The sequence below is a fragment of the Methylocystis suflitae genome, assembly GCF_024448135.1.
GTDB classification, from domain to species: Bacteria; Pseudomonadota; Alphaproteobacteria; order Rhizobiales; family Beijerinckiaceae; genus Methylocystis; species Methylocystis suflitae.
This window is the reverse complement of sequence record NZ_JAMRYX010000102.1, coordinates 12,238-34,190: the sequence shown is the minus strand read 5'-3', so window position 1 is coordinate 34,190 and position 21,953 is coordinate 12,238. Positions and strand designations below refer to the sequence as shown.

Genomic DNA, 21,953 nt, shown 5'->3' with positions numbered 1-21,953 from the left:
GTTGCGCCCGCGTTCCGTCGGCGTGGAACACTCCTTAACCTTGGGAGACCGCCGATGGATTGGAATCGTGTCGAAGGCAACTGGAAGCAGTTCAAGGGCAAGGTGAAAGAGAAGTGGGCGGAACTGACCGACGATGATCTCGCCCGCATGGACGGCAAGCGCGAACAATTTGAGGGCGTTCTCCAAGAACGCTACGGCGAAGGGCGGGACCGCATTCGCGAAGAGGTGGACAGCTGGCTGAAGACTCTGAAGTCGTGAATCTTCAGCGCGTCGCAAGCTTGGCGCGACGACTCTCCTAGCGCTTCTTGATCCGCCCGAACCTTAGGTTCGGGCTTTTTTTAATCGGCGCGCGCTCGTCCTTCCTTCGGGCAAGAGGCGAGCACAGAGCTTCGCCGGCATCTTGGAACATTTTTAAAAAGGGAGAGTTGTTTTCTTATCCTTCTCCGATGAAAGGAGAGCCGAAATGAGTTCGAGGCCGAAGCTTGGAGTGGACTGGCGGCGCATTGTCGAAGCCCTCGCCAAGACCCTGCTTTTGTCGCACGTCGAAGCGCCGCAGGAGCGGCTCATCCATGTTCGCGAACCGCGACAAGCGGAGATCGAGCATTGGCTGCGCAACCGAAAATGACTCCCTCGACGATTGATCCCGGATGATTGCCTGTCGAACGACAGGCAATCATTTTTTGTGTATTGTTTTCTAGTCGCTTTAGCGCGACTCAACTCAAGGCGCCCGTCGCGCGTTTTTCAGGAGCGCAGGGGAGCAAGAACCTCACGGCCTATTTGGCTGCCGACGTCGAAAGTCGTACGAGCAAGTCGAGAAACTTGTCCGGCACGGGTTCCAAGAGGCTCGTCGCGTACATGTCGCGCAACCCCGAGGTCAATTCCCCATCGATCCCGAGGGAAGAGAGATTGTGGAGCGCGTCCCGCTGCGCCCTGGGCGCGCTTCGGCGGCCCTGCGTCCTTTGCCTTTCAGCCTTCTTTTCCATTTCGAAGAGCCCTTGGGCGGCGCTTCCGATGTGGGAGCCGTCGACTCCAATGACAACGGGCGGATGAAGGATCATGCTTGAATTCAACAATATTCGAGGCCCAATGTTCCACGGCGCGGAATAGGGCGGAAGCGGAACGATGCGTTCGACGGAACGTTATAGGAGAGTTCCTGCCCTCGGAGGGTTAGAATGGCGCCGCGGTCATTCTGGAAAGGCTATTTGAAGCTTTCGCTTGTGACCTGTCCGGTCGCGATGACGCCGGCCACGACTGAAGGCGAAAAAGTTCGCTTCCACATCCTTAATCGAAACACCGGCAATCGGGTCGTCAGCCAATATGTCGACGCGGTCTCCGGCGCGCCGATTGGCGAAGACGATGCGGCGAAGGGTTATCCGCGCGGCGAAGACGATTACGTGCTGCTTGAAGATGAAGAGCTTGACGCCTTAAGCCTCGAAAGCACGCGAACGATCGATATTGAGACCTTTGCGCCGGCCGCGAGCGTCGACTGGATTTGGTTCGATAAGCCCCACTATCTTGTGCCGGACGATCCGATCGGCGTCGAGGCCTTTTCCGTCATTCGCGACGCGATGAAGGCGACGGGCACAGTCGGCCTGTCGCGGCTCGTGATGTATCGACGCGAGCGCGCCGTGATGGTCGAGCCGCGCGACAAGGGGCTCGTCTTATGGACATTGCGCTTCGCCGATGAGGTGCGCGATCCGAAGGACTACCTCGACAAGATCGGCGCTGAGACGCCGAACGCGAAAGCTCTCAACTTGATTTCCAAATTGATCGAGGAGCGCAAGAGTCACTGGGATCCGGCGATGACCCATGATCCCGTGCAGGCGCAGTTGCTGGACATCATTTCTGGAAAGAAGAAGGCGCACACGCCCGCTCGCGGCAAAAAACAGGCGTCGGCGGCTCCAAGCAACGTCGTCAATATCATGGATGCGCTCCGTAAGAGCATCGATGCGGAAAAGCGCGGCGCCAAACGTCGCTAGGCTTTTCGCTTTCTCCGCGCGTTCGGCGTTTCGATCGGCGCCGCCGCTTGACGAAAGTCTCGCCACGGATCGCTCTGCAGCGACTCGAGGCGCGCGAGGGTTTTCGCGATCGTGAAATAGTCAGGTCCGATCGCCGGACTAAGTTCGTCCCAGGCGAGCGGAACCGATACTGCGGCTCCCGGACGGGCGCGCGTGGAGTAGGGCGCGACGGCCGTCGCGCCGCGCTGATTGCGCAGATAGTCGACGAGTATCTTTCCGCGGCGCTTCGATTTCGTGATCGTTGCAACATATTTGCCGGGGCTGTCATGTGTCATCGCATCGGCGATGCTCTTGGTGAAAGCCTTCACCTGCGGCCACTCCGCTTTGGGCTTCACCGGCGCAACCACATGAAGACCCTTTCCGCCGGATGTTTTCACGAAAGCGGCGAGCCCAAAGGCTTCGAGACGGTCTCGCGTTTCTTCCGCGGCCGCAATGACGGACTCCCACGCGACCTGTTCGCCGGGATCGAGATCCATGATGATGACGTCAGGACGCTCCCAGTCCGACGCCGTCGAGCCCCAGGGATGAATCTCCAAAGCGCCGGATTGAACGAGCGCGATCAGGCCGTCGAGGTCCTTGATGCTGAGCAAGGGCTCTTCGTCTCCTTTCGGATCGTCGATGAGCACGATGTTCGGATCGATGCCTTTCCAAGCGTGTTTCTGGAAGAATTTCTCTCCCTCGACGCCGTTTGGGCAGCGCAGCAGCGCCAGCGGGCGATTGACGATGAAGGGCGCGATATAGCGCCAGATGTCGGCGTAGTAATCGGCGAGGCCCTGCTTGGTGACGCCTTGATCCGGCCAATAGAGCCGATCGGGATGAGTGAGCTTCACGACGCTTTGCTCCGCTCTCGCCGCTACTGCACGCTCAATGGGCGGCGCCTTTTCGCGAACGACGTCGCGCGCGTCCTTATCTTCGCGCAAACCGCGAAAGGAGGCGTGCCGAAGATTTTGATCGCCCGCCCAGCCGCGAAATTCCACCTCGGCCACCAGTTCGGGCCGCACGTAGCGCACATGGCGCGCCGCGTCCGCGCTGAGCCGCGCGCCAAATGGATTCGAGGAGGTGCGCATCGGATCGAGTTTCGTGAAAAGCTCCTGCGCCATATTCGCCGTAAATCCCGTCCCGACGCGGCCGACGTGGCAAAGGACGCCATTCTGGTAGACGCCAAGCACGAGGGCGCCGATCGCCCGGCGCGACACCGTCGATGGCGTATAGCCTGCGACGACGAATTCCTGCCGCGCGAAACATTTGGCCTTTATCCAGCTCTTCACGCGGCCGGAGCGATAGGGCGAATCCCGCAGCTTCGACACCACGCCTTCGAGGCCGAGCCGACACGCATGCGCCAGCACGACCGCGCCGCTGTCCTCAAAGTGAAGACTTAAGCGAAGTTTGTCGCCGGCCTCAGCGCCCAAGAGTCCTTCCAGCAACCGTTTGCGTTCCAGCAAGGTGGCGCCGCGCAGATCGTAGCCTTCGAGGAAAGGAAGATCGAAGACCCAAAAGACGAAGCGATCGGTCCGCCCTTCGCTCAGATCGGCCTGAAGCGCGGAGAAATCCGACGCGCCGGAACTGGTCTCGACGACGATTTCGCCGTCGATGAGCCCCGCGCCGAGAGGCAGGGCGCGTAGCGACGACGCGATCTCATCGCCAAATTTCTTCGTCCAATCGAGACCGCTGCGCGAGAGCAGCCGTACGCGTCCCGCCTCGACGCGCGCCTGCACGCGATAGCCGTCGAATTTGATTTCGTGAATCCATGCCTTGCTTGATGGCGCGGCGCCGGAACTGGCCTGCATCGGCGCAATGAAATTCGGCAGCGGCGCTTTCTTTGCGCCCTTGAGGCGTGACGGGTCGATGTCGACCGCAGGCGCCTGAGGCGTCGCAAGGGAACTCGTTTTATCCAAGCGCGACGCGGCGCTCTGCTTCGGCATGGCGCCTTTCTTGGACCGCCGCGAGGGCTTGCCTTCTGCGACATCGCCGATCGTGCGCCCGGTGTCTACCGAACGCGGCATCTCCTCAAGTATGTCCTCGTCTTCAGGCGCACGCGCAAATTCGTCTTCGCCTTTGATGAGAAGCCAGTTGTCGTGCTTCTCGCGCGGCTTTCGCGTCATGCGCACGAGATGCCAACGGCCGCCGAGCTTTTTTCCGCGCAACTCGAAATCGAGATGGCCCTTGGCATAGCCCTTGTGCGGATCGCCTTCGGGAATCCACACGCCTTTGTCCCATACGATCACTTCGCCGGCGCCATATTGGCCTTCGGGAATGACGCCTTCGAAATCGCGATAATCGAGAGGGTGGTCCTCGACGTGAACGGCAAGCCGCTTTTCGCCCGGCACGAGGCTTGGACCTCTGGTGACGGCCCAGCTCTTCAGAACGCCGTCCATCTCCAGGCGAAGATCGTAGTGCAGCCGTCTTGCGGCATGTTTCTGGACGACGAAGCTGTTGCCGGTCTTTTTAGCGCCGCGCCCCTTCGGCTCGCGCGTCGCCCCAAAATCGCGCTTCTTGCGGTAGTCGGCAAGAGACATGCGAGGTCAGCTCGCTTTCCGGCGCGTCGCCGCTGTTCTGGTCTTGCGAGGCTGCGCCGCTCGCTTCTTGGCTGCAGCTTTGTCGCTCCGCTCGGAAAGAGCCGCGCTCTCGCGCAGCGCCTCGAGCAGATTGACGACCTTGGCTTCCCGAGCCTTACGCGGCGGCGCGATCGCCGTGCCTTCCAGCTTCGCTTTTACGAACTCGGCGAGGGCGGCCTCATAGCGATCTTCGAACGTAGAGGGGTCGAAGGCGCCCCGCTTCGTGTCGATAATGTGCTTGGCGAGCTGAAGCATTTCGCCCTGCACTTTAACTTCAGGCACGTCGTCGAACGCCTGCTGCGCCGAGCGCACCTCATAATCGAAGTTCAGCGTCGTCGCGAGAAGCCCGTCACCATAAGCGCTGATCAGAACGGTGCGCGCGCGCCTGAAGAGCACTGTCTTCGCGAGCGCCGCGACTTTGTTCTTGCGCATGCCCTCGCGTATCAGAACGAAAAGTTCGTTCGCGTCGCTTTGCGCGGGGGACAGATAGTAGGGCTTGTCGAAATAGACGGCGTCGATTTCGTCGCAATCCACGAATGTGTCGATCGCTAGAGTTTTATCGCTTTTTGGCGTCGCCTGAGCGATTTCCTCCGGTTCGAGAACGACATATTCGTTCTTACCGACCTCATAGCCCCTGACTTGGTCGCCGGATTCCACAGGTTCGCCGGTGTCGCTATCGACAAAGGTTCGCCGCACGCGGTGACCGGTCGATCGGTTGATCGTGTGGAACGCGATCCTCTCAGACGTCGACGTCGCGGAGTATAGCGCCACCGGACAGGTGAGCTCCGCAATCTTCAGAGAGCCCTTCCAGTTCGCTCTCGGCGACAACGCAAACCTCGTACGCTCGCGGGCGGCGGAACGCTCGCCCGCCGATTACGCTTCCGGAGACTTCGTACTGTCAAGCTTTTCTGAGATTTTTGACGCAATCATCAGTCCGACGGCGGCGCCGATGATCAGATGGAGGTTGGGCACCACGCGTTCGGCCACTGCTTTCGCCGCGCCAGGCGCCATCGAGCCGATCGAGGAGCCGATCGAGCGCATCAGGTTTCCGTCCGGTTTGAACAGCTGATCAACGAAGGGGAGCTGCGCAAAGCTGCTCTGTTCGAGTTCAGCGGTTCGCGTTTGAGTTTCCGGCGGGACGGAGTCCTTTGTCGCGAGATAAACGATGAGAGCCGCGAAGAGAAAAGCTCCGGCGAGGACGAGGTTGCCGGCGATCTCTCCCCACGTCCGCATGGCGTAGGCGTGGGCGGCGGCCGTCGCGAAGCCGAGCGCGAACAGCGCGAGGGTCGCGACGATGGCGAGACGCGACGCGCCTCGCGTCGCGTTCGCGATACTCTCGTCAACCCGTTGGAATATCGGATCCAGTATCATGATCTTGCCCGCCCGAGATTAGCTGCGGCCCTTCCACATGGCCCCGACGAGGAATCCTCCGGCGACAGCAAGCAACAGCGCCGTGAGCGGCTGCTCGCGTACCGCGCCTTCGACGGTTGTCTTGAGCCCTTCGCCGGCCGACCTGGCCTTCTCCGCGACTTGCCGAGACTGCTCGCCCACTGTCGTTAACGCGGCGTCAGCCATCTCTACGGTTTCGTCGACCTTTGCGCTGACGTCTTCGGCCATCGAGGCCGCCTTCGCGGCGGCGTTCGCCGAGGCCTTGGTCACGGCCTCTTGCGCCTCCTGGACCTTGTTCGTGACTTGAGATGTTATGCTCATGCCCTCTGCTCCGCTGTTACTGCCCCGCTGGGCGAATACTGAACTTCCAGATCGGTTGATTGTTCCTCGCCGCGTTCCAAGTGGCGCGCGCTACTCCGCAAGATTAATTTCGTGCGGCGGGAACATATGGATCGTTGAGCTCTGAACAACGGCAGCGCGAATGATCAACACGGCGCCAAAGACAACCGCGGCGGCGAAGACGCCGGGCGGAACGCCCCACCTTCGCAAGTCGGTCACTCAAAACGGCACCCGCCAATGTTCCATTGTAACCGCGCGGACCGTCTGTTGGCCGTCCTTACAGTCCCGAAGAGATGTCCTTTCCCTCTTCGGCGAGCTTCGCTTCGCCAATGGACTTTTGAAACTCGCCAACGACGATCTGCGCGAGTCCGTTGAGCGTGAGATGGGTCGATTGCGTGGCGAGCCCGAGAGTTAACTTGGTCTTGCCCATGGCTTCATTGGCATAGCCGCGCATTTGATCGGTCGCTCCCGACTGCACAATGGTGTCGATCGCCTCTCTCATCGAATCCTTCACTTGGGCGACCGGGGAGCGCGCCCGTGTTGGCGGCTCTAAATCGACGGAATTTCCATCTGGCCGCGCCGGTGGAGTCGATGCATCGCAGAAGCTGTATTCTTCGTCGGCGCAGACAATGGGGTTCTCGCCATTTTCAGCTAACGCATCCATTGATTCCGTGCTCCTAAATCGCAATTCCTGGGTTCGGCAAAGGCCGCCCGTCAGGATGAAAACTGAATTGATGGGTTCTATGTTCCGAAGGGTCCGCGCAGGTCCCGTATCGCGCAGCTCAAGGCTCGGAAGTGACTGCTAAACATCGCGCGTTAAACGACGGGGCTCACGTCACGCGCCCAGCTGTTTGAACAACCCATAGATGTCGAGGACGTCCCAATGCTCAGCGAGCTTGCCGTCCTCAACACGGAAGATATCGACGGCGTCAAAGGCGTAGGCCTTGCCTGTCGCGGGAATGCCGAGCCAGTCGCCGGCGTGGGTGCCGGAATATGCGCCATAGGCCCAAACGAGATCGCCTTCGGCGACAATTTTCTTGACCTCATATTTGAAGTCCGGCACGGCCAGGAACCACGCCTCGAAGAACTCACGAAATCCTTTGCTGCCTTGCGGCACGAACGGATTGTGTTGGACATAGTCTTCTCGCATCAACTGATCGAGTTGCGAAAAATCCTTGTTCGCGAACACGCTTCCTCCCAGCGCCGCAAGGATTGACTTGGGATCTGTCATTCTCGTCTCCTGTGTTGATCGGAACGCATCGGTTGTGAAGGACGATGCAGGCGCAGGCATACAAGGGCCGCAACGGCGCCGGCCGCAAACGGAACATCGAGCGATCCCCGTGCGCGCACTGGCGTTCATGCCAGTCAGTATTACCTAAGCGGTTAGGTAACATCTGGAAAGAAGGCACTAGAAAGTGGTATAGGTACCTAATGGTAACCAAGGGATCGCAGGATGCGCTGGAACCCCTACGCGGCTGAATGCCCGACGCGCCAACTGCTGGATCGGATAGGCGACAAGTGGGCGGTGCTGGTGCTGGGCTTGCTCGAACCCGGCCCGCAGCGGTTCAATGCGCTAAGACGACGAATCGAGGGCATCTCGCAAAAGATGCTCACGCAAACGCTGCGGAGTCTGGAAGCGGATGGGTTGATTACGCGACGCGCCTTCGCGACGGTGCCGGTCACCGTCGAGTATCAACTCACGCCGCTCGGACGAAGCCTGAATTCAGTGCTCGATCCGCTCCGCGAATGGGCGGAGGCCAACATGTCGCGCGTGCATAAGGCTCGCGAAAAACGGGGCGCTGTCGATCGAAAGTGAGTGCGGGACTTGCGGGTCGGGCGGCGCGCGGAAGCGCCGAGAGTGAGACTTCATCCAGGGAAGAACGGACTGAAGTAGAGGAGGGCGTGCATGCCGAACGATGTCACCCCCTCAAGGCAAGCCGAGCAACTGGCGACAGCCTTTCTGTCGCGGGTATGGAATGGTACCGCCAATGATCTCGGCGCGATCGACGAGCTAATGACGGAAGATTATGAGATCCATTCCGCCACGAAGACCATCCGCGGACGTGACGCCTTCCGGCAGTGGGTGAGCGATTTTCAAACTCGGCTCAGGAATGCCCGCAATGAAATCCTCGAGGTCTTCGCCAATGCGGCGGGTGATCGCGTCGTCTCGCGGTGGATGTGCTCGGGCTTCAACAACGGGATATTTGGTCTTCCCGCTGATGGGCGCCCCGTCAAGTTTTCGGGGATCGCCATCTGGCGTGTCGAGAACGGACGCCTCGCAGAATGCTGGATAGAGCGCGCGGCGCTTGAGGCCTATAGGGATCTGGTCAGCGACTGACGCTCGTGGTTCGTTCCTATCGGCCGCCCGCCCTTCGCCTCAGCGACCGGCAACAGCGTCAGGCCAAGCGCGGAGCGCCGTCACAGCGATGGCTTCCAGCACGTCGCGATCGACGCCGTCGCGCGCCTGGATCGACAGGCCCTGAACGACCGCCGCATAGAAGGCCGCGAGCGCCTCCGTGTCGGTCAAGGGCGCAAGCTCCCCTTCGATCACGGCGCGATCGAACCGCGCCTTGATCGCGGAGATGATCGCCAATCTTCGCTTGGACAGATCCGCGACCACCAGGGCGTGCTCGGGCGCGCAGGTTACGGCGCCGCTGGCCAGCATGCAGCCACGCGGCGACGGCCCTTCGGAATAGACCGCCACTGCCTCCTGCAGGATTCGTTCTACCGCCCGCCGCGCCGTCGGCTCCTCAGCCAGCGCCCGGGCGGTGAATGCGCCATATGACGCGCCGTAGCGGTCCAAAGCCTCCCGATAGAGCCGCTCCTTGCTGCCAAACGCGGTGTAGAGGCTCGGCGGGGTCACGCCCATGGCTGCGGTCAGGTCAGCGACGGAGGCGCCTTCGTAGCCATGCCGCCAGAAGAGCTGCAGCGCCGTTTCCAGCGCCTTGTCGCGGTCGAGTGCGCGCGGCCGCCCGCGGGGTCGCTTTTCGATCTTTTTCATAGCGATCGATATTAAAATATCTTGACCGGCGCGCAATCGCGTATTTAACTAGTGATCGCTATTTTAATATCCCAAGGGAGAAGACGGTGACCAGAGCAGCAGCATCGCTGTCAGCGACATGCCGCGCTTACCGGCTCGTTCCGACCGATGGCGGCAGCCGTCTCGGCCAGGTCGAGGATGTGGCGCCCGCGCCTGGGCCGGGCGAAGTGCTATTGAGAGTGGAAGCCGCGAGCCTCAATTATCGTGACCTGCTCATCCTGCGCGGCCAGCTCGGAGCCGTGCGCGAGGGACTGATCCCGCTCTCCGACGGCGCGGGGCGCGTGGTGGCGACCGGCAGGGAGGTTACGCGCTGGCGCGTCGGAGATCGTGTCGCGCCGATCTTCTATCGGGATTGGGTCGCTGGCGCCTATCGCGAGGCGTATGGGCCCGCGGCGCTCGGCGGCGGCGATGCCGATGGCGTGCTTGCTGATTTGATTGCTGTTCCCGAAGCCTCGCTGGTGCGCATTCCCAACGAGCTGAGCGTCGAGGAGGCCGCCACCCTGCCGTGCGCCGCCCTGACCGCCTGGCAGGCGCTCGTGGTCCGCGGCGGCATAGCGGCCGGTGACACGCTGCTGGTGCAGGGAACCGGCGGCGTCGCGCTGTTCGGACTGCAGATTGCGCGCGCCGTGGGGGCGAGAACGATCGTACTGTCTTCCTCCGATGAGAAGCGCGAGCGCGCTGAGGCGCTCGGCGCCTTCGCGACGGTGAACTACCGCGCCACGCCGGACTGGGATGTCCCGGTGCGCAAGCTGACCGATGGACTCGGCGTCTCGCACATCCTCGAGCTCGGCGGGCCGGACACATTCGACCGTTCGCTACGCGCGCTTGCCGCCGGGGGGCGCATCGCCCAGATCGGCGTCTTCACCGGCTTCGGGCCGCGCTCGAACCTCTTCCGCCTTCAGCAGATCAACGGAACCATCGATGGCGTCAATGTCGGTTCGGCCGAGCAGTTCGAGGCGATGAACGCCTTCCTCGTCGCGCATCGAATCAAGCCGGTGATCGACAGAAGCTTCGCGTTCGACGAGGCGCAAGCCGCTTACGACGAACTCGCGAGCGGCCGTCACTTCGGCAAGCTCGTCATCCGTCTCTGAATATTGGGGAGCGCGAGTCAATTCAGAAAGGAAGCTCGGCGTTAGTCGCAGTTCTGTTCGACCAGCCTATGACGCAACGGCCTTCGATTTTTGATGGCGTCTGGCGATCGCCGCCGGCTTGCTGCGGCGCTTGGGCTTGGACTGATGCGCTTGGAGATACGCCGTCACGAGCAGGATAAGCTCCTTTTCGAGGCGCGCTGTGACTCGGGCCGGCGCAGTTTCCTTGAGCAAGGTTTGGACCGGACCGACCAAAGCGCCAAGCGCGATCTTGGCGACCAAAGCGGGATCGTCGAATCGAGCGTCAGGCGCGCTCGCCAGCATGGCCGTGACAGCCGCCGCTATGCGGGTCCGCATGCGAGCGGCCAGCGCCGCGCCGCCCCGTTCTTCCGCAACGGCGTAGAGCGCCTTCGCTTCCTCGGGGTCGCGCAGTTTCGCAGCCAGGAAAGCGACGACGAAGGCTGAACCCATTTGCGATAGTTGTTGGCCTCGATGCTCGTGGCAGGCGCGCTCGACCGCGCTGGCGACGCCCTCCAGATGCCTTTCGAGGACGCCGGCGAGCAGTGCGTCGCGGTTGGGATAATATTGATAGAGGCTTCCGACCGATATGCCTGCACGCTCGGCGATACGGGTCGTCGTACAGCGGCTCAGGCCCCCCTGGAGCAAAACCTGAATGGCCGCCATGTGCAGCGTTTCGACGGTCGCGGCCGAGCGGACCTGAACCGGGGTTTTTCTGGGCCTTAGGGTCGTTGCGACGGCCTTCATGGAATGCGAATTCAGAAAGTGAAGGATGTTTCATATATTTGCGTGAGCAGCACGAAACAAGGTTCAAGGTGATGACCAGCACGTTCACACTCGGCGACCGCACCGTGAACCGGCTCGGTTACGGCGCTATGCAGCTCGCGGGACCCGGAGCGTTCGGTCCCCCCAAAGATCATGATGCGGCGCTGACCGTGTTGCGCGAAGCGGTCGCATCTGGGGTGAACCATATCGACACCAGCGACTTCTACGGTCCGCATGTCACCAACCGGTTGATCCGCGAGGCGCTGCATCCCTATCCGGATGACCTCGTCATCGCCACCAAGATTGGCGCGCGGCGCGGCCCAGACGGCTCATGGCGGCCAGCCTTCTCACGCGACGAACTCAGGCTGGCGGTGCATGATAATCTGCGCAATCTCGGCCTGGACGCGCTCGATGTGGTCAATCTGCGCGTCATGTTCAGCGCTCATGGCCCCGCGGAAGGTTCGATAGAGGCGCCGCTCACCACGCTCGCGGAGCTTCAGCGGCAAGGGCTTATACGTCACATCGGCCTCAGCAACGTCACGCCCGCACAGATCGCGGAAGGTCGCGAGATCTGCAAAATTGCCTGCGTGCAGAACCACTATAATCTCGCGCACCGGGTCGACGACGCTCTCATCGACGAACTCACCGGCGGCGGCGTCGCTTATGTGCCCTTCTTTCCGCTTGGCGGGTTCACGCCGCTGCAATCCTCGACCCTATCCGATGTCGCGCGGAATCTCGACGCCACGCCCATGCAGGTCGCTCTCGCCTGGCTGCTTCGTCGCGCGCCCAATATTCTGCCGATTCCCGGCACGGCGTCGGTCGCGCATCTGCGGGAGAATCTTTCAGCGACCGAACTCGATCTGCCGGACGAGGCGACTGCTTTGCTCAACGGCGTTGCCGCAAACATCGGTTCGTCTGACTGAGCGATTCTTGAAGGGCGCGACGGCGTAGAGGGGGCTAAATTTTATTTGCCGCCTCGCGCAGCTGCCGCCGGTGAATTCAGGCTCGCGCGACGGCCGGGCGGGAGGGGTCGGCGTTCGCCACTCCCGCGATGCGAACAAACGCAGCTTCGTCGCCGGAGTTTGAACGCACGTTAACTCGGCTTCACCGCGAGATAGACGTGGAGAGATGGCGGCATCGCGACGCCGTCGTAGCCCAGCAGCTCTTCCACGCGGAATCCGCAAGAGGCCAGCTTCTCCATCACGCCCGCCGCTGGCCACAGTCGCAGTCGATGTTCTTCGAATGAGCGGCTCCAAGCGCTGTCGCCGAGGTCTCGAAATGTGGTGATCTTTCGAACGAGTAGGTCATCGCTTTCCGTCGCCACGACGCCGACGGCCCATGACGCCGCCTCCTTGAAGCTCGCTCCAACACCCACGCGCCTAGGCCCTGCCAAGTCGAAGAGGAACACGCCTCCAGGCTCCAAGGCTTCAAACACGCGCTGGAACACGTGCGTCAGGCCGCCAGGGTCGTGCGCGGTCGCATAGTTGAGCACCTCGCCCACAGCTGCGACGGCCACAGCCTGCGGCAGATCCGCATCGAGCACGGAGCCGCAGTGGAGCTCGGCCCGCGGCAAGCGCTCGCGCGCCAGCGCGATCATAGCGGGCGAAATGTCCAGCCCCCAGGTGGGGAAACCCCTCTGGCCGATGCGTTGGCTCAGCGGACCGGCGCCGCATCCAAGATCAAGCACCCGTCCCGAAAGGTCGCGTTCAAAAAGCGCCTTCAGCAGGGTTTCCGCCGCCGACGCCGCGAGCGCCTCGAAGGCGTCCACGTGGATGACCGCGAGGTCTCGTCCATAGATATCACCCATGACCGCGACATAGCAGATTCGGGCCGCTTCGCGTTCCTGAGACCTCCGAACGTCCGCTTCTGAACCCCGCGGGCATGTCGCCAACGGGATCATAAGACACAGGGCCGCCGTCCAAGCCTCCGACGCGCATCTCGGGCAATTTTCCTGATCGAGGCGAGGCATTTTTCGCTTGTCACGATCCGGCGGCTCTTGATCATTGACGCCGCGCCGGTCTGTGGCATGGCGTCCTTGAGCTGAAAAAATTCCGCGCGTTCGACAAACGGTTGGAGAGAGATCGATGTCAAAATTCTACGGCGCCGAGCACCGCAAGCTTCAAGACGAATTCGATACGCGCCGCCTCGCTGATTTAATGGAGGGCGGCGTCATGCACGCCGAATTTGCTCCCCATGAGATCGAATTCATCCAGTCTCGCGACATGTTTTTTCTTTCGACGCTCGATCCCGCCGGTCGTCCGACGGTCTCCTATAAGGGCGGCGCTCCGGGCTTCGTTCGCGTCGTCGGTCAAAGCGCGCTCGTTTTCCCGTGGTTCGATGGCAACGGCATGTTTTACTCGGCCGGAAATCTGGCGGAGACGAGCAAGGTCGGCCTGCTTTTCATCGATTTCGTCACGCCCAACCGGCTTCGTGTGCAAGGCGAGGCAAGACTCATGCGCGAAGCGTCGCTCCTCGCTTCCTACCCCGGCGCGCTATTTGTCGTCGGCGTCGAGGTCGAGAGCGTGTGGGTGAATTGTCCTCGTTACATTCATCGCTATCAAAAAATCGCCGAGTCCAAATATGTCGCCGCAGAAGGAGACGAAGCGCCACTGCCGGGATGGAAACGGATCGACATCGTTCAAGAGGCGCTTCCATCTTTTGATCGAGAGCGTGTTGAAGCCGCCGGCGGCGTCATCGACCAAGCCGCGTACGGGGATCTGCTCGCGAAGGGCGAGGCTTAAGAGGCGCCTCGCTTCTCGCCGGAAAATGCGTGTGGGAAGTCCTTGAGCGCGTTGAAATCGTCGATTGCGGCGTGGCGGCCGGCGACGTCGTCTGACGCCAGCCATTTAGCGGCCGCGAAATCATGAACAGATGGGCGACGCTGCGCTTGCATCGACCAGGAATGGGAATATCTGACGGCGGCGGCGTTGGTTGCTTATGGGGATTGCGGGTCATGACAAGGACCGCCAAATCACTTGGCCAGGATGCGGCAGATGAATCTGCATGGTCTCGGTTCGATCGCGCAGTAGACGCGGCTTTTAAGAGCGGACCGAAACACAAGATTACGTCACCGCCATCCTTGTGCAAAAAAGCGCGCCCCGCGAGCAAGGGGCGCGTCCATAAGGGGAAGACGAAGGCGTAAGGCTCTATCAAAAAATAGGCAGGTCTCATTCTTTGGGGGCAGAGCGCTCGGCTCACACCCCAGCCCGGCGGCGCCTATTTAATGGGAAGCTGCACCCTGCCGTCTCCCGGTCAGAAAAAAGGCTTCCATGGCGCCCTTGCCCTTGATTTCGAGGCTGTCACGCGGCGTCAAAATGAAGTCCCCGCACAGATGCTCATAGGTCGAACGTGAAACCTGGATGCGGCCTGGCAGGCTGCTCGACTCCAGCCGGCTCGCGATGTTCACCGCGTCGCCCCAGATATCGTAAATGAACTTGTGCGCGCCGATCACGCCCGCAACGACGTCGCCGGAGTTCATGCCCATCCTGATCTCGAGCGGCGCAGGCAATGTATCGTTGAGTGTTTCCAGAGTTTCGGCCATAGCCAACGCCATGTCCGCGACGGCGTGCGCGTGATCGTCCCGATTGCCGAAGAGCCCGCAGGCGACCATGTACGCGTCGCCAATTGTCTTGATCTTCTCGACGCCAAATTTGAGCGCGAGCCCGTCAAACGCCGAGAAAACGCGTCCCAATACGCCAACAAGTTCGGGAGCCGGCAGCCTGGAAGAGAGCTCGGTGAAGCCGACGAAATCCGCAAACAGAATCGTGACGTCGTCGACATGATCCGCGATGACCGTTTCGCCGCTCTTCAGGCGCGCGACAATCGGCGCTGGAAGAATATTGAGGAGAAGCTGCTCGGAGCGCTCTTTTTCGATGCACAACGCTTCGAGCGCCTCGCGCTCTCGATCACGTAGATGCTTTTTCTCCAGTGACGATCCGATGCGCGCGCGAAGAAGCACCGGATCGAAGGGTTTCGCGAGATAATCGTCGGCGCCCGCTTCGATGCATCTGACGATGGAGTCGATCTCGTTCAGCGCCGATATCACGATGACCGGAATGTCTCTCAAGGCAGGATCGGACTTGAGGATCGAAAGGACATCGAACCCGCTGATATCCGGCATCAGCAGATCGAGCAAGATGAGATCAAAGGGCGCCTGCCTCAACGTTTCCAGCGAGCGATACCCATTTTCAGCCAGTGCGACAGAGTGGCCCTGTCGTTCTAGACGGCGCTTCAGAAGCTCGCGATTGGACGCGTTGTCGTCGACCACGAGGATGCGGCTCGGCAATACGGCGACACTGTCGGCTTCGCCTTCTGAGATCGGCTGCACAGAGGCGACGAAGCGATGTGCGACCATGGCGGAGACGTGTCCCGCGCCGACTTCGGCGTCCTTGGCCGGCGCCTCGGTCTCGGGGAGCGAAAAACTGACAAGGCCGTCGATGCGCTCAAGCAGGCGCGACGCTTCCTCTAAAAGTCGATTGAGGTCCGAGACCAGCGCCTGCGCGTCGTCAATGCCCGCTGCGTCTTCGCGCAGCATCTCGCCATATCCCTTGATGGCGTTGATGGGCGTGCGCAGATCGTGCCGCAAGTGGCGACGATAGTCCTCGGAATCCTCGCCTGGCCCGCGCGTCGGCGCGCGGGACCGACTGACGAGTGACGCGATGACATCAATCAGCGAACGGCTGGCGGCGTGGATTTTCTCAAGGTCGTCACGAAAGTCCCCGTGACCGTTCCTTTCGGCCTCGTCCAGCAAAATTTCGGCATAACCGGCAATCGCCTCGGCAGGCGCGCTCAACTCCTGCTGTACATAAGCAAGCAGCGCGCGATCACTCCTGTCGGGGGACGGCTGAAAGTCATGCGATACCATCATATTTTCCCAGAAAGCCAACGCCCGCCGTCATATGCGTCAGTCGTTTCTCATAAACGTTTCAACCGTGGGGTCGCCAGAGTTCGACGGCTACCGGCCGCGCATGGCCGAAGAGAGCTTCGAGACGACAATCGATCAGACGATACTAAGCGCCAGATTCAATCAGGGCCGTGATCTTGCCCAGAAGACGCGTGATCTCGACAGGTTTCGTGTCATAGTCGTCGCAGCCCGCTTCGATCGCCTTCTCGCGGTCCCCTGCCATCGCGTGGGCTGTGAGGGCGATGACTGGAATCTTGCGCGTCGCTTCGTTTTCTCTGACCCGGCGGGCCGCCTCCCAGCCATCGATGACCGGCAGGCTCATGTCCATCAGGATGAGGTCGGGCGATTCGGCGGCGGCCATCTCGACGCCCTGCTGGCCATCTATGGCGATCACGACTTCATAGCCATTGCGCCTGAGACGCCGCGACAGCATATCCCTGTTCATCTCATTATCTTCGACAAGCAAAATCTTCACCACCGATCCTGTCTCCGATGTCAATGCGCTTGGACGGCGTCCGCCGCGCTGGGATTGAGGCACTGACGCATAATCGTCACCAGCTCCTCAAGATAGTCGTGGTCCTTTGTGATGATGTCAGCCCTAAATTCTTTCAGCTTGCAAATATCCTCTTCGCTAAGATCTTTCGCTGTGACGATGATGACCGGCAAATGGTCATAGGCGCGGCGCTTACGCAATTCTCTCAAGAAACCGAAGCCATCGAGATTTGGCATCATCAGGTCGAGAAGGATAAGGTCCGGCGCCGGATTTTCAGCGATCCAGTCGAGCCCATCCCGCCCGTTGATCGCGGCTTCAGCCTTGTAGCCGGCGCCCGAAACGCAGCGGCAAAGAAGCTCGCGCGTCGCGGAGTCGTCCTCGATGACGAGCACCGTCGTTTCGCTCGAGGTCCCGCAATATTGCGTCATCAGGGCCGTCAGGCGCTGACGGTCGATCGGCTTTGTCAAAAGCTCCGCCGCCCCGAGCGGAATCGCCAGAGCGCGCTCGTTGAGAATCGTCACCATGATGACGGGGATGTTCCGCAATTCGACATCCTCCTTGAGCTGCCTGAGCACGCTCCAGCCGTCGAGCTGGGGCATCATCACATCGAGCGTGATCGCATGCGGCCTGTGCTGTCTCGCCAGGGACAGCGCTTCCAGCCCGTTACGGGCGGCGACGACGTGATAGCCCTTGTTCTGCAAAGTTCGTGTGAGCAGGTCGCGCGCCGTCGCGTCGTCGTCGACGACCAGTATCGTCGCGAGAGACCGGGACGACGTCGATTCGGCCGGTTTTTTCGTGGCGAGGGGCTCCTGCCGGTCCGGAAGCCTGATCGTGAAGGTCGAGCCTGCGCCCAGCGTGCTCTCAACGAAGATATCGCCGCCGAGCGCCGTGCAAAAATGCTTGGTGATCGCGAGGCCCAGCCCCGTCCCTCCGAAGCGCTTCGTGGTCGAGGCGTCCGCCTGGGTGAAGGCCTGAAAGAGGCGGGCAAGCTGCTCCTGCGTCATGCCGAGCCCCGTGTCCGACACGTGGAAAACCACGGAAGCGTCGGCGTCCCGCTCGACGGTCAGAGAGACTTTTCCCTGGCTCGTGAACTTGTTTGCGTTGCTCATGAGATTGAGCAGGCACTGTTTGACCTTCGTTTCGTCGGACAGAAAACCGCCCACGTCGCCCGGGCAGGAAAGCTCAAGCGTATTGCCGTTCTTGTCGGCGAGGGGCTGAACGATGGAAAGGACCTCGTTCACGAGAGGCCTGATCTCCACCCTCTCGATGAAGACCTCCATCTTTCCGGCTTCGATCTTGGAAAGGTCGAGAATATCGTTGATCAGGCCAAGCAGGTGACGGCCCGCGCTCTCGATCCGCTTCAGGTCCTCGATCGGCTCTGGATCGCCATTGTCGATCGCGTTCTCCTGAAGCATTTCGCTATAACCGATGATGGCGTTGAGCGGCGTGCGCAGCTCATGGCTCATGTTTGCAAGAAAGGCGCTTTTTGTCTTGCTGGCTTCCTCGGCCGCCACGCGCGCGACTGACAATTCCTCGTTCGCGAGCTGAAGTTCGCGCGTGCGCGCCCGGATCTTGTCCTCCATGGAGTCGTATAGTCCGCGTAGCTCCACGGTCATGGAGCGGATCGCCCTCAGCAAGAGCCCCGTTTCGTCACGGCTGCCAATCTCGAAATTTGCGTCGAGATCCCCCGCGGCGACCCTCTCGGCGACGCCGACAGCGGTCTTGATGGGCTTGGTGATCGTGCGCGCGACGCCCATGGCCAGAGCGATAATCGGCGGAATCATGAAGAACAGCAGCCAGAGCGTCGCCGCTTTTTGCGCGCTGGTGAGCGCGAAGGCCTCCTTAGTGCTCTGCTGTACGACCATGCCCCAGCGAAATGAGGGAACGTAGGTCCACGAGGCGACAACCGGCCTGTTCTCGAGGTCATCGAAAAGACCCGAGCCGTGGACGCCGGCGAGCGCCCTGGCGAGCGCGGGAAAAGCGCCGCCATCGAGCGACGCCCTGATGCTGAAAGCCTTGGAAGCGTCGTGCCGCAGCGGGTTAACCACGACCATTTGGCCCTGATCAAGGCGGGCGGCGACCAGCACCTCTCCCGTCTCGCCGAGACCCGTATAGTCATTGATGAGGCTGTAAAGCTCCTGATTATCGAGCTGAAAGACGACGACGCCAATCACGACGCCGTTTTCCAGAACAGGCCCCGCAATAAATGCGGCAGGCTCCTTCAGCCCCGGGTAGATCTGAAACGCCGAGATTTCGGCCTGCAGCAATGTGCGCGCCCGATTAATCGTGTCCGCAAGCTCCGTTCCCGTGAGCGGCCCGCTGGGCGAATTTGGGTTGAATAGGGCGGTGTTCGATTGCTCGAAAAGCGTTAAGCCTTCGGGCGAGACAATCGCGCAATTCACATAATTGAACGTGTCGGAAAGACGCTTGAGAGTGGGGCCGTGTTTCGCGACCGCTTGGCGATAGGATTCCGAGTCTCTTCCGCTCGTCCTTATGGCTTCGGAAAATTCCCGGGTCGCCTCGCCAATTGAGGCGCTGTGCATCAGAGATTCGACGCTTCTGATTTTTTCAAGCGTCAGAGTCTCCAGCTGCTCCACTTTCTTCTTGGCGACAACCTGCAACGACGTCTGAATCGCCTGCTCGAGTGACTCTCGCGAAATGTCATAGGTTCGCCAGGCGAGGAGGCCGCAGGAGACGATATTGATCGCAAGGAACCAGAAGATGATCTTGGCGCCGATGGAGCGCCGGAGGAAATCGAGCCTGGGAAGCTTCATGGATCAGTCCGCCTCTGTCGGATTAGCCCATCTGCCGCCCCAACTGTTGTACAAGGCGGTCAGAAATTCCTCCCACTCGGCTTTTGTGCGAGTCGGCGGATAGGGCACGGGACGGATCGGACGATCGATCGTCCAGACAAGCTCGATCCGGCCATCAGTTTGAATTTTACCGACAGAGAAAGACCGCCAAGTATGCTGCGTGTAAGGATCAACCGACACCAGACCTTCGGGGGCATCGAGGGTCTCGGTCAGCATGGTGCGTTTGACCCTCTGAACGTCGAAGGACTGCGCCTCTTCGACCGCCTTCGCCCATAAGATGACGCTGAAGTAGGAGGTCGCAATAACGTCGCTCGTCACACGGTTGGCGCCATATCTTTCACGAAAGGCGCGAACGAACCGCTCGTTCTCCGGCTTCTTGATCGCCTCGAAATAACTCCAGGCGCTGTAATGGCCTTGGAGGCTCGCAATCGGCAGGCTGCGAAGCTCCTCTTCGCCGATGCTGACGGAGACAACCGGCAACTTGTTCGCGGAAAGGCCAGCGTCGGTCAGCGCCTGATAGAACGCCTTGTTGGAATCGCCCACGACCGAACTGACAATAACGTCCGGCTGCGCCAGCTTGATTTTTTGGATCGCCCGAGAGACGTTGGCGCTTCCGAAGAAAATATAGTCTTCGCCGACAAGCTCCGCGCCAAGCGCGCGGATCGTGTCCTTCATGATTTCATTGATGCTGTGCGGCCAAACATAATCAGAGCCGATCAAATAGAATCGTTTGCCAATGTGATCGAGGCTCCATTTGATCGCCGGAATGACCTGCTGATTGGGCGCCGCGCCCGTGTAGATAATGTTGGGAGACTGTTCGAGTCCCTCATAGGCCATAGGATAGACTAAGAGCTGACCATATTTTTCGATAATGGGCGCGACCGTCTTACGGCTTGCGGAGGTCCAGCATCCGAAGATCACGGATACGTGTTCCTCGGTGATCAGGCGCTCGGCCTCTTTCGCGAATGTCGGCCAATCGGATTTGCCGTCGGCGATAATCGGCTGAATCTTGCGTCCCAGTAAGCCGCCCTTCGCATTGATCTCCTCAATCGCGAGCAGCTCCGCGTCGACCATTGAATTTTCGCTGATCGCCATCGGCCCAGTGCGCGAATGCAGGATGCCGACCTTGATCGGCGCGCTTTCCGCTCTGAAAAGGAACATCGTCGCGGCGAATAGCGTCGCGGCGGCGATAGCGACCGCGATAAAGCCTTTCCACGCGCTGCGAGGACTCTCGAGGGCCATTGGCCGTATCCTGCTTCTTCCGAGGTTTGTTAAAATTGACAGAACGTCATTTTACGCGATCGCCGCCTCGCCTTCCAGACGCGCGCCGTCAAGTTGTAGTTAATCGTAAGAGTGGTGGCGTAGCAGAGCGAGAGCAAGCTTGTTGCGAAGCGCGCTTTTCCTAGCGCAGTAGCGAGCGAGCGGCCTGCGGTGGTCATGAACGAAACGCCGGCAGGATCGGGTGGCGACACGCCAACGCACCCGAGGAGCCGCCGATGACCGACGAGATGATGACGCTTCGCGAACGCGTGGAGAGCCGCAGCGCGATGTTCCTGCGACTGACGCGCTCGCCGTCGTCGGCGTGAGTTCAACATACAGCGCGGCTCGGCGCGCTTCCGCCTCGCTCTACCACGAGTCGTGCCGCTTATGTTCTCACGCTTTGGCCGCTGCCGTCGCCATTCCTGCGGCGACAAGAACGCCGCCACTGGCGCGCTTCGTCCAGACCGAAACATCAGAGCGGAAGAGCAACGATCGCGCTGTGGAGGCCGCCAGTGCGTAGCCTGCGTCTGTGGCGGCCACGATTAAGCAGAATGTCACCGTTAGCACCGCTGCCTGCAACGGATAACTACCATTCGCATCGATGAATTGGGGCACGAAGGATACGTAAAAAATGATGGTCTTGGGGTGAAAGACGCCGACGGCGACGTTCCCGAGAAATGCGGTGCGTGGAGAGATTGCGTCGATCTTTAGTTCTGCTGTTGCCCGGTTGGCTTTGAAGAACGTGTAGAGACCGAGGACAACCAGATATACCGCGCCAATCCACTTTAGTGCAGAGAACGCTAGCGCCGAGGCGGCGAGTAACGCGCCAACGCCGACAAGCGATAACGTCATCGCAATCGCATTACCCACCGTCATGCCAGCGACGGAGGCCAACGCAGTCTTGCGTCCAGAGCCGAGCGCGTAACCGATGATCGCGGCTACGCCCGGTCCCGGGATCAACCCCATTACGACAGACGCGGCGGCGAAGGCTAACCAAACGGAGAAAGTCATATTTGACTCCAAACAATTGGAAGCTGACATGGCGCGATTTTGAAGAATTCCGCTTTCGCAGGCAACAGCCCGACCTGACGGCATGTCACGCGGCTGCTCGGCGTCGCAGAGCAATTTTGCTCCTGCTGCTGGCTGCCATCATCCTTTCCGCCGTCAAAGTTTGACTGGATGAAGGACAACGTCACGTTTTTCTGCGCTCCACTCTATCTGCATGATCTGCATGTTTTGGACAGGCTTGACTCGGCGAATATTTCCACCATA

At 60.7% G+C, this 21,953-nt stretch carries 23 protein-coding genes; 8 read left to right on the top strand and 15 right to left on the bottom strand.

All coding sequences use genetic code 11. The annotated features are described in order from the left end of the window. The first annotated feature begins 54 nt into the window (after positions 1 to 54). Positions 55 to 258, top strand: a complete 204-nt coding sequence (locus tag NEI07_RS08705) for a CsbD family protein (RefSeq protein ID WP_256034048.1) — start codon at positions 55 to 57, stop codon at positions 256 to 258. Positions 259 to 463: 205 nt separating this feature from the next. Continuing rightward, positions 464 to 625 (top strand): hypothetical protein, encoded by a 162-nt coding sequence (locus NEI07_RS08700; protein WP_256034047.1) that lies wholly within the window; start codon positions 464 to 466, stop codon positions 623 to 625. 148 nt (positions 626 to 773) lie between these two features. Here NEI07_RS08700 and NEI07_RS19725 read toward each other — a convergent pair whose 3' ends face one another. After that, entirely contained in the window at positions 774 to 983 is a 210-nt protein-coding gene (locus NEI07_RS19725; protein ID WP_407659876.1) for a NepR family anti-sigma factor, read from the bottom strand. Between the two features lie 189 nt (positions 984 to 1,172). On the opposite strand from NEI07_RS19725, the gene ku (NEI07_RS08695) reads away from it, so the two are divergent. Beyond that, positions 1,173 to 1,979: a non-homologous end joining protein Ku gene (ku, locus tag NEI07_RS08695; protein WP_256034044.1), complete on the top strand. Its 807-nt coding sequence runs from the start codon at positions 1,173 to 1,175 to the stop codon at positions 1,977 to 1,979. On the opposite strand, the gene ligD is transcribed toward ku (NEI07_RS08695), so the two are convergent. The 6 genes from ligD to NEI07_RS08665 form a co-directional block, all read right to left on the bottom strand. Next, positions 1,976 to 4,534, bottom strand: a complete 2,559-nt coding sequence (gene ligD / locus NEI07_RS08690) for a DNA ligase D (protein ID WP_256034043.1) — start codon at positions 4,532 to 4,534, stop codon at positions 1,976 to 1,978. The two genes, ku (NEI07_RS08695) and ligD, sit on opposite strands and share 4 nt — an antisense overlap. 6 nt (positions 4,535 to 4,540) lie before the next feature. After that, entirely contained in the window at positions 4,541 to 5,401 is an 861-nt protein-coding gene (ku, locus tag NEI07_RS08685; RefSeq protein ID WP_256034042.1) for a non-homologous end joining protein Ku, read from the bottom strand. A 45-nt stretch (positions 5,402 to 5,446) separates the two neighbouring features. Beyond that, positions 5,447 to 5,944: a phage holin family protein gene (locus tag NEI07_RS08680; RefSeq protein ID WP_256034041.1), complete on the bottom strand. Its 498-nt coding sequence runs from the start codon at positions 5,942 to 5,944 to the stop codon at positions 5,447 to 5,449. Between the two features lie 18 nt (positions 5,945 to 5,962). Then, positions 5,963 to 6,283 (bottom strand): hypothetical protein, encoded by a 321-nt coding sequence (locus NEI07_RS08675; RefSeq protein ID WP_256034040.1) that lies wholly within the window; start codon positions 6,281 to 6,283, stop codon positions 5,963 to 5,965. Between the two features lie 295 nt (positions 6,284 to 6,578). Continuing rightward, a complete protein-coding gene (locus NEI07_RS08670) occupies positions 6,579 to 6,965 on the bottom strand; it encodes a hypothetical protein (RefSeq protein ID WP_256034039.1) in 387 nt (128 codons plus the stop codon). A gap of 171 nt (positions 6,966 to 7,136) precedes the next feature. Next, positions 7,137 to 7,532, bottom strand: a complete 396-nt coding sequence (locus tag NEI07_RS08665) for an ester cyclase (RefSeq protein ID WP_256034037.1) — start codon at positions 7,530 to 7,532, stop codon at positions 7,137 to 7,139. Positions 7,533 to 7,754: 222 nt separating this feature from the next. Here NEI07_RS08665 and NEI07_RS08660 point away from each other — a divergent pair, with 222 nt between their 5' ends. Together NEI07_RS08660 and NEI07_RS08655 are read left to right on the top strand one after the other, a co-directional pair. Then, positions 7,755 to 8,117: a winged helix-turn-helix transcriptional regulator gene (locus NEI07_RS08660; protein WP_256034035.1), complete on the top strand. Its 363-nt coding sequence runs from the start codon at positions 7,755 to 7,757 to the stop codon at positions 8,115 to 8,117. A gap of 90 nt (positions 8,118 to 8,207) precedes the next feature. Beyond that, a complete protein-coding gene (locus NEI07_RS08655; RefSeq protein ID WP_256034032.1) occupies positions 8,208 to 8,639 on the top strand; it encodes an ester cyclase in 432 nt (143 codons plus the stop codon). Between the two features lie 39 nt (positions 8,640 to 8,678). Here the strand turns inward: NEI07_RS08655 and NEI07_RS08650 are convergent, their stop codons facing one another. Continuing rightward, complete coding sequence (locus tag NEI07_RS08650; protein ID WP_256034029.1) at positions 8,679 to 9,302, bottom strand: TetR/AcrR family transcriptional regulator; 624 nt, start codon at positions 9,300 to 9,302, stop codon at positions 8,679 to 8,681. 86 nt (positions 9,303 to 9,388) lie between these two features. On the opposite strand from NEI07_RS08650, the gene NEI07_RS08645 reads away from it, so the two are divergent. Further along, complete coding sequence (locus tag NEI07_RS08645; RefSeq protein WP_328516968.1) at positions 9,389 to 10,432, top strand: zinc-dependent alcohol dehydrogenase family protein; 1,044 nt, start codon at positions 9,389 to 9,391, stop codon at positions 10,430 to 10,432. Positions 10,433 to 10,498: 66 nt separating this feature from the next. Here NEI07_RS08645 and NEI07_RS08640 read toward each other — a convergent pair whose 3' ends face one another. Next, positions 10,499 to 11,194 carry a TetR/AcrR family transcriptional regulator gene (locus NEI07_RS08640; RefSeq protein ID WP_256034027.1) on the bottom strand — a complete coding sequence of 232 codons (696 nt, stop codon included), beginning with the start codon at positions 11,192 to 11,194 and terminating at the stop codon, positions 10,499 to 10,501. 71 nt (positions 11,195 to 11,265) lie between these two features. Here NEI07_RS08640 and NEI07_RS08635 point away from each other — a divergent pair, with 71 nt between their 5' ends. Then, the gene (locus tag NEI07_RS08635) at positions 11,266 to 12,135 is read left to right on the top strand and encodes an aldo/keto reductase family oxidoreductase (protein WP_305123670.1); all 870 of its coding nucleotides are present in this window, start codon (positions 11,266 to 11,268) and stop codon (positions 12,133 to 12,135) included. A 170-nt stretch (positions 12,136 to 12,305) separates the two neighbouring features. Here NEI07_RS08635 and NEI07_RS08630 read toward each other — a convergent pair whose 3' ends face one another. Next, on the bottom strand, positions 12,306 to 13,019 hold the full coding sequence (locus NEI07_RS08630) for a class I SAM-dependent methyltransferase (RefSeq protein ID WP_256034026.1): 714 nt from the start codon (positions 13,017 to 13,019) through the stop codon (positions 12,306 to 12,308). Between the two features lie 277 nt (positions 13,020 to 13,296). Between NEI07_RS08630 and NEI07_RS08625 the strand changes: the two genes are divergently transcribed. Next, positions 13,297 to 13,953, top strand: a complete 657-nt coding sequence (locus tag NEI07_RS08625; protein ID WP_256034025.1) for a pyridoxamine 5'-phosphate oxidase family protein — start codon at positions 13,297 to 13,299, stop codon at positions 13,951 to 13,953. A 479-nt stretch (positions 13,954 to 14,432) separates the two neighbouring features. Here NEI07_RS08625 and NEI07_RS08620 read toward each other — a convergent pair whose 3' ends face one another. The 5 genes from NEI07_RS08620 to NEI07_RS08600 all read right to left on the bottom strand — a co-directional run bounded on the left by NEI07_RS08620 (position 14,433) and on the right by NEI07_RS08600 (position 21,692). Beyond that, the gene (locus NEI07_RS08620) at positions 14,433 to 16,076 is read right to left on the bottom strand and encodes an adenylate/guanylate cyclase domain-containing protein (protein ID WP_256034024.1); all 1,644 of its coding nucleotides are present in this window, start codon (positions 16,074 to 16,076) and stop codon (positions 14,433 to 14,435) included. Between the two features lie 145 nt (positions 16,077 to 16,221). Beyond that, positions 16,222 to 16,593 (bottom strand): response regulator, encoded by a 372-nt coding sequence (locus tag NEI07_RS08615; RefSeq protein ID WP_175094698.1) that lies wholly within the window; start codon positions 16,591 to 16,593, stop codon positions 16,222 to 16,224. Between the two features lie 17 nt (positions 16,594 to 16,610). Continuing rightward, positions 16,611 to 19,382 carry a response regulator gene (locus tag NEI07_RS08610; RefSeq protein WP_256034023.1) on the bottom strand — a complete coding sequence of 924 codons (2,772 nt, stop codon included), beginning with the start codon at positions 19,380 to 19,382 and terminating at the stop codon, positions 16,611 to 16,613. A gap of 3 nt (positions 19,383 to 19,385) precedes the next feature. Next, the gene (locus NEI07_RS08605) at positions 19,386 to 20,663 is read right to left on the bottom strand and encodes an urea ABC transporter substrate-binding protein (protein WP_256034022.1); all 1,278 of its coding nucleotides are present in this window, start codon (positions 20,661 to 20,663) and stop codon (positions 19,386 to 19,388) included. Between the two features lie 411 nt (positions 20,664 to 21,074). After that, complete coding sequence (locus NEI07_RS08600; RefSeq protein ID WP_256034021.1) at positions 21,075 to 21,692, bottom strand: LysE family translocator; 618 nt, start codon at positions 21,690 to 21,692, stop codon at positions 21,075 to 21,077. Positions 21,693 to 21,953 lie beyond the last annotated feature (261 nt).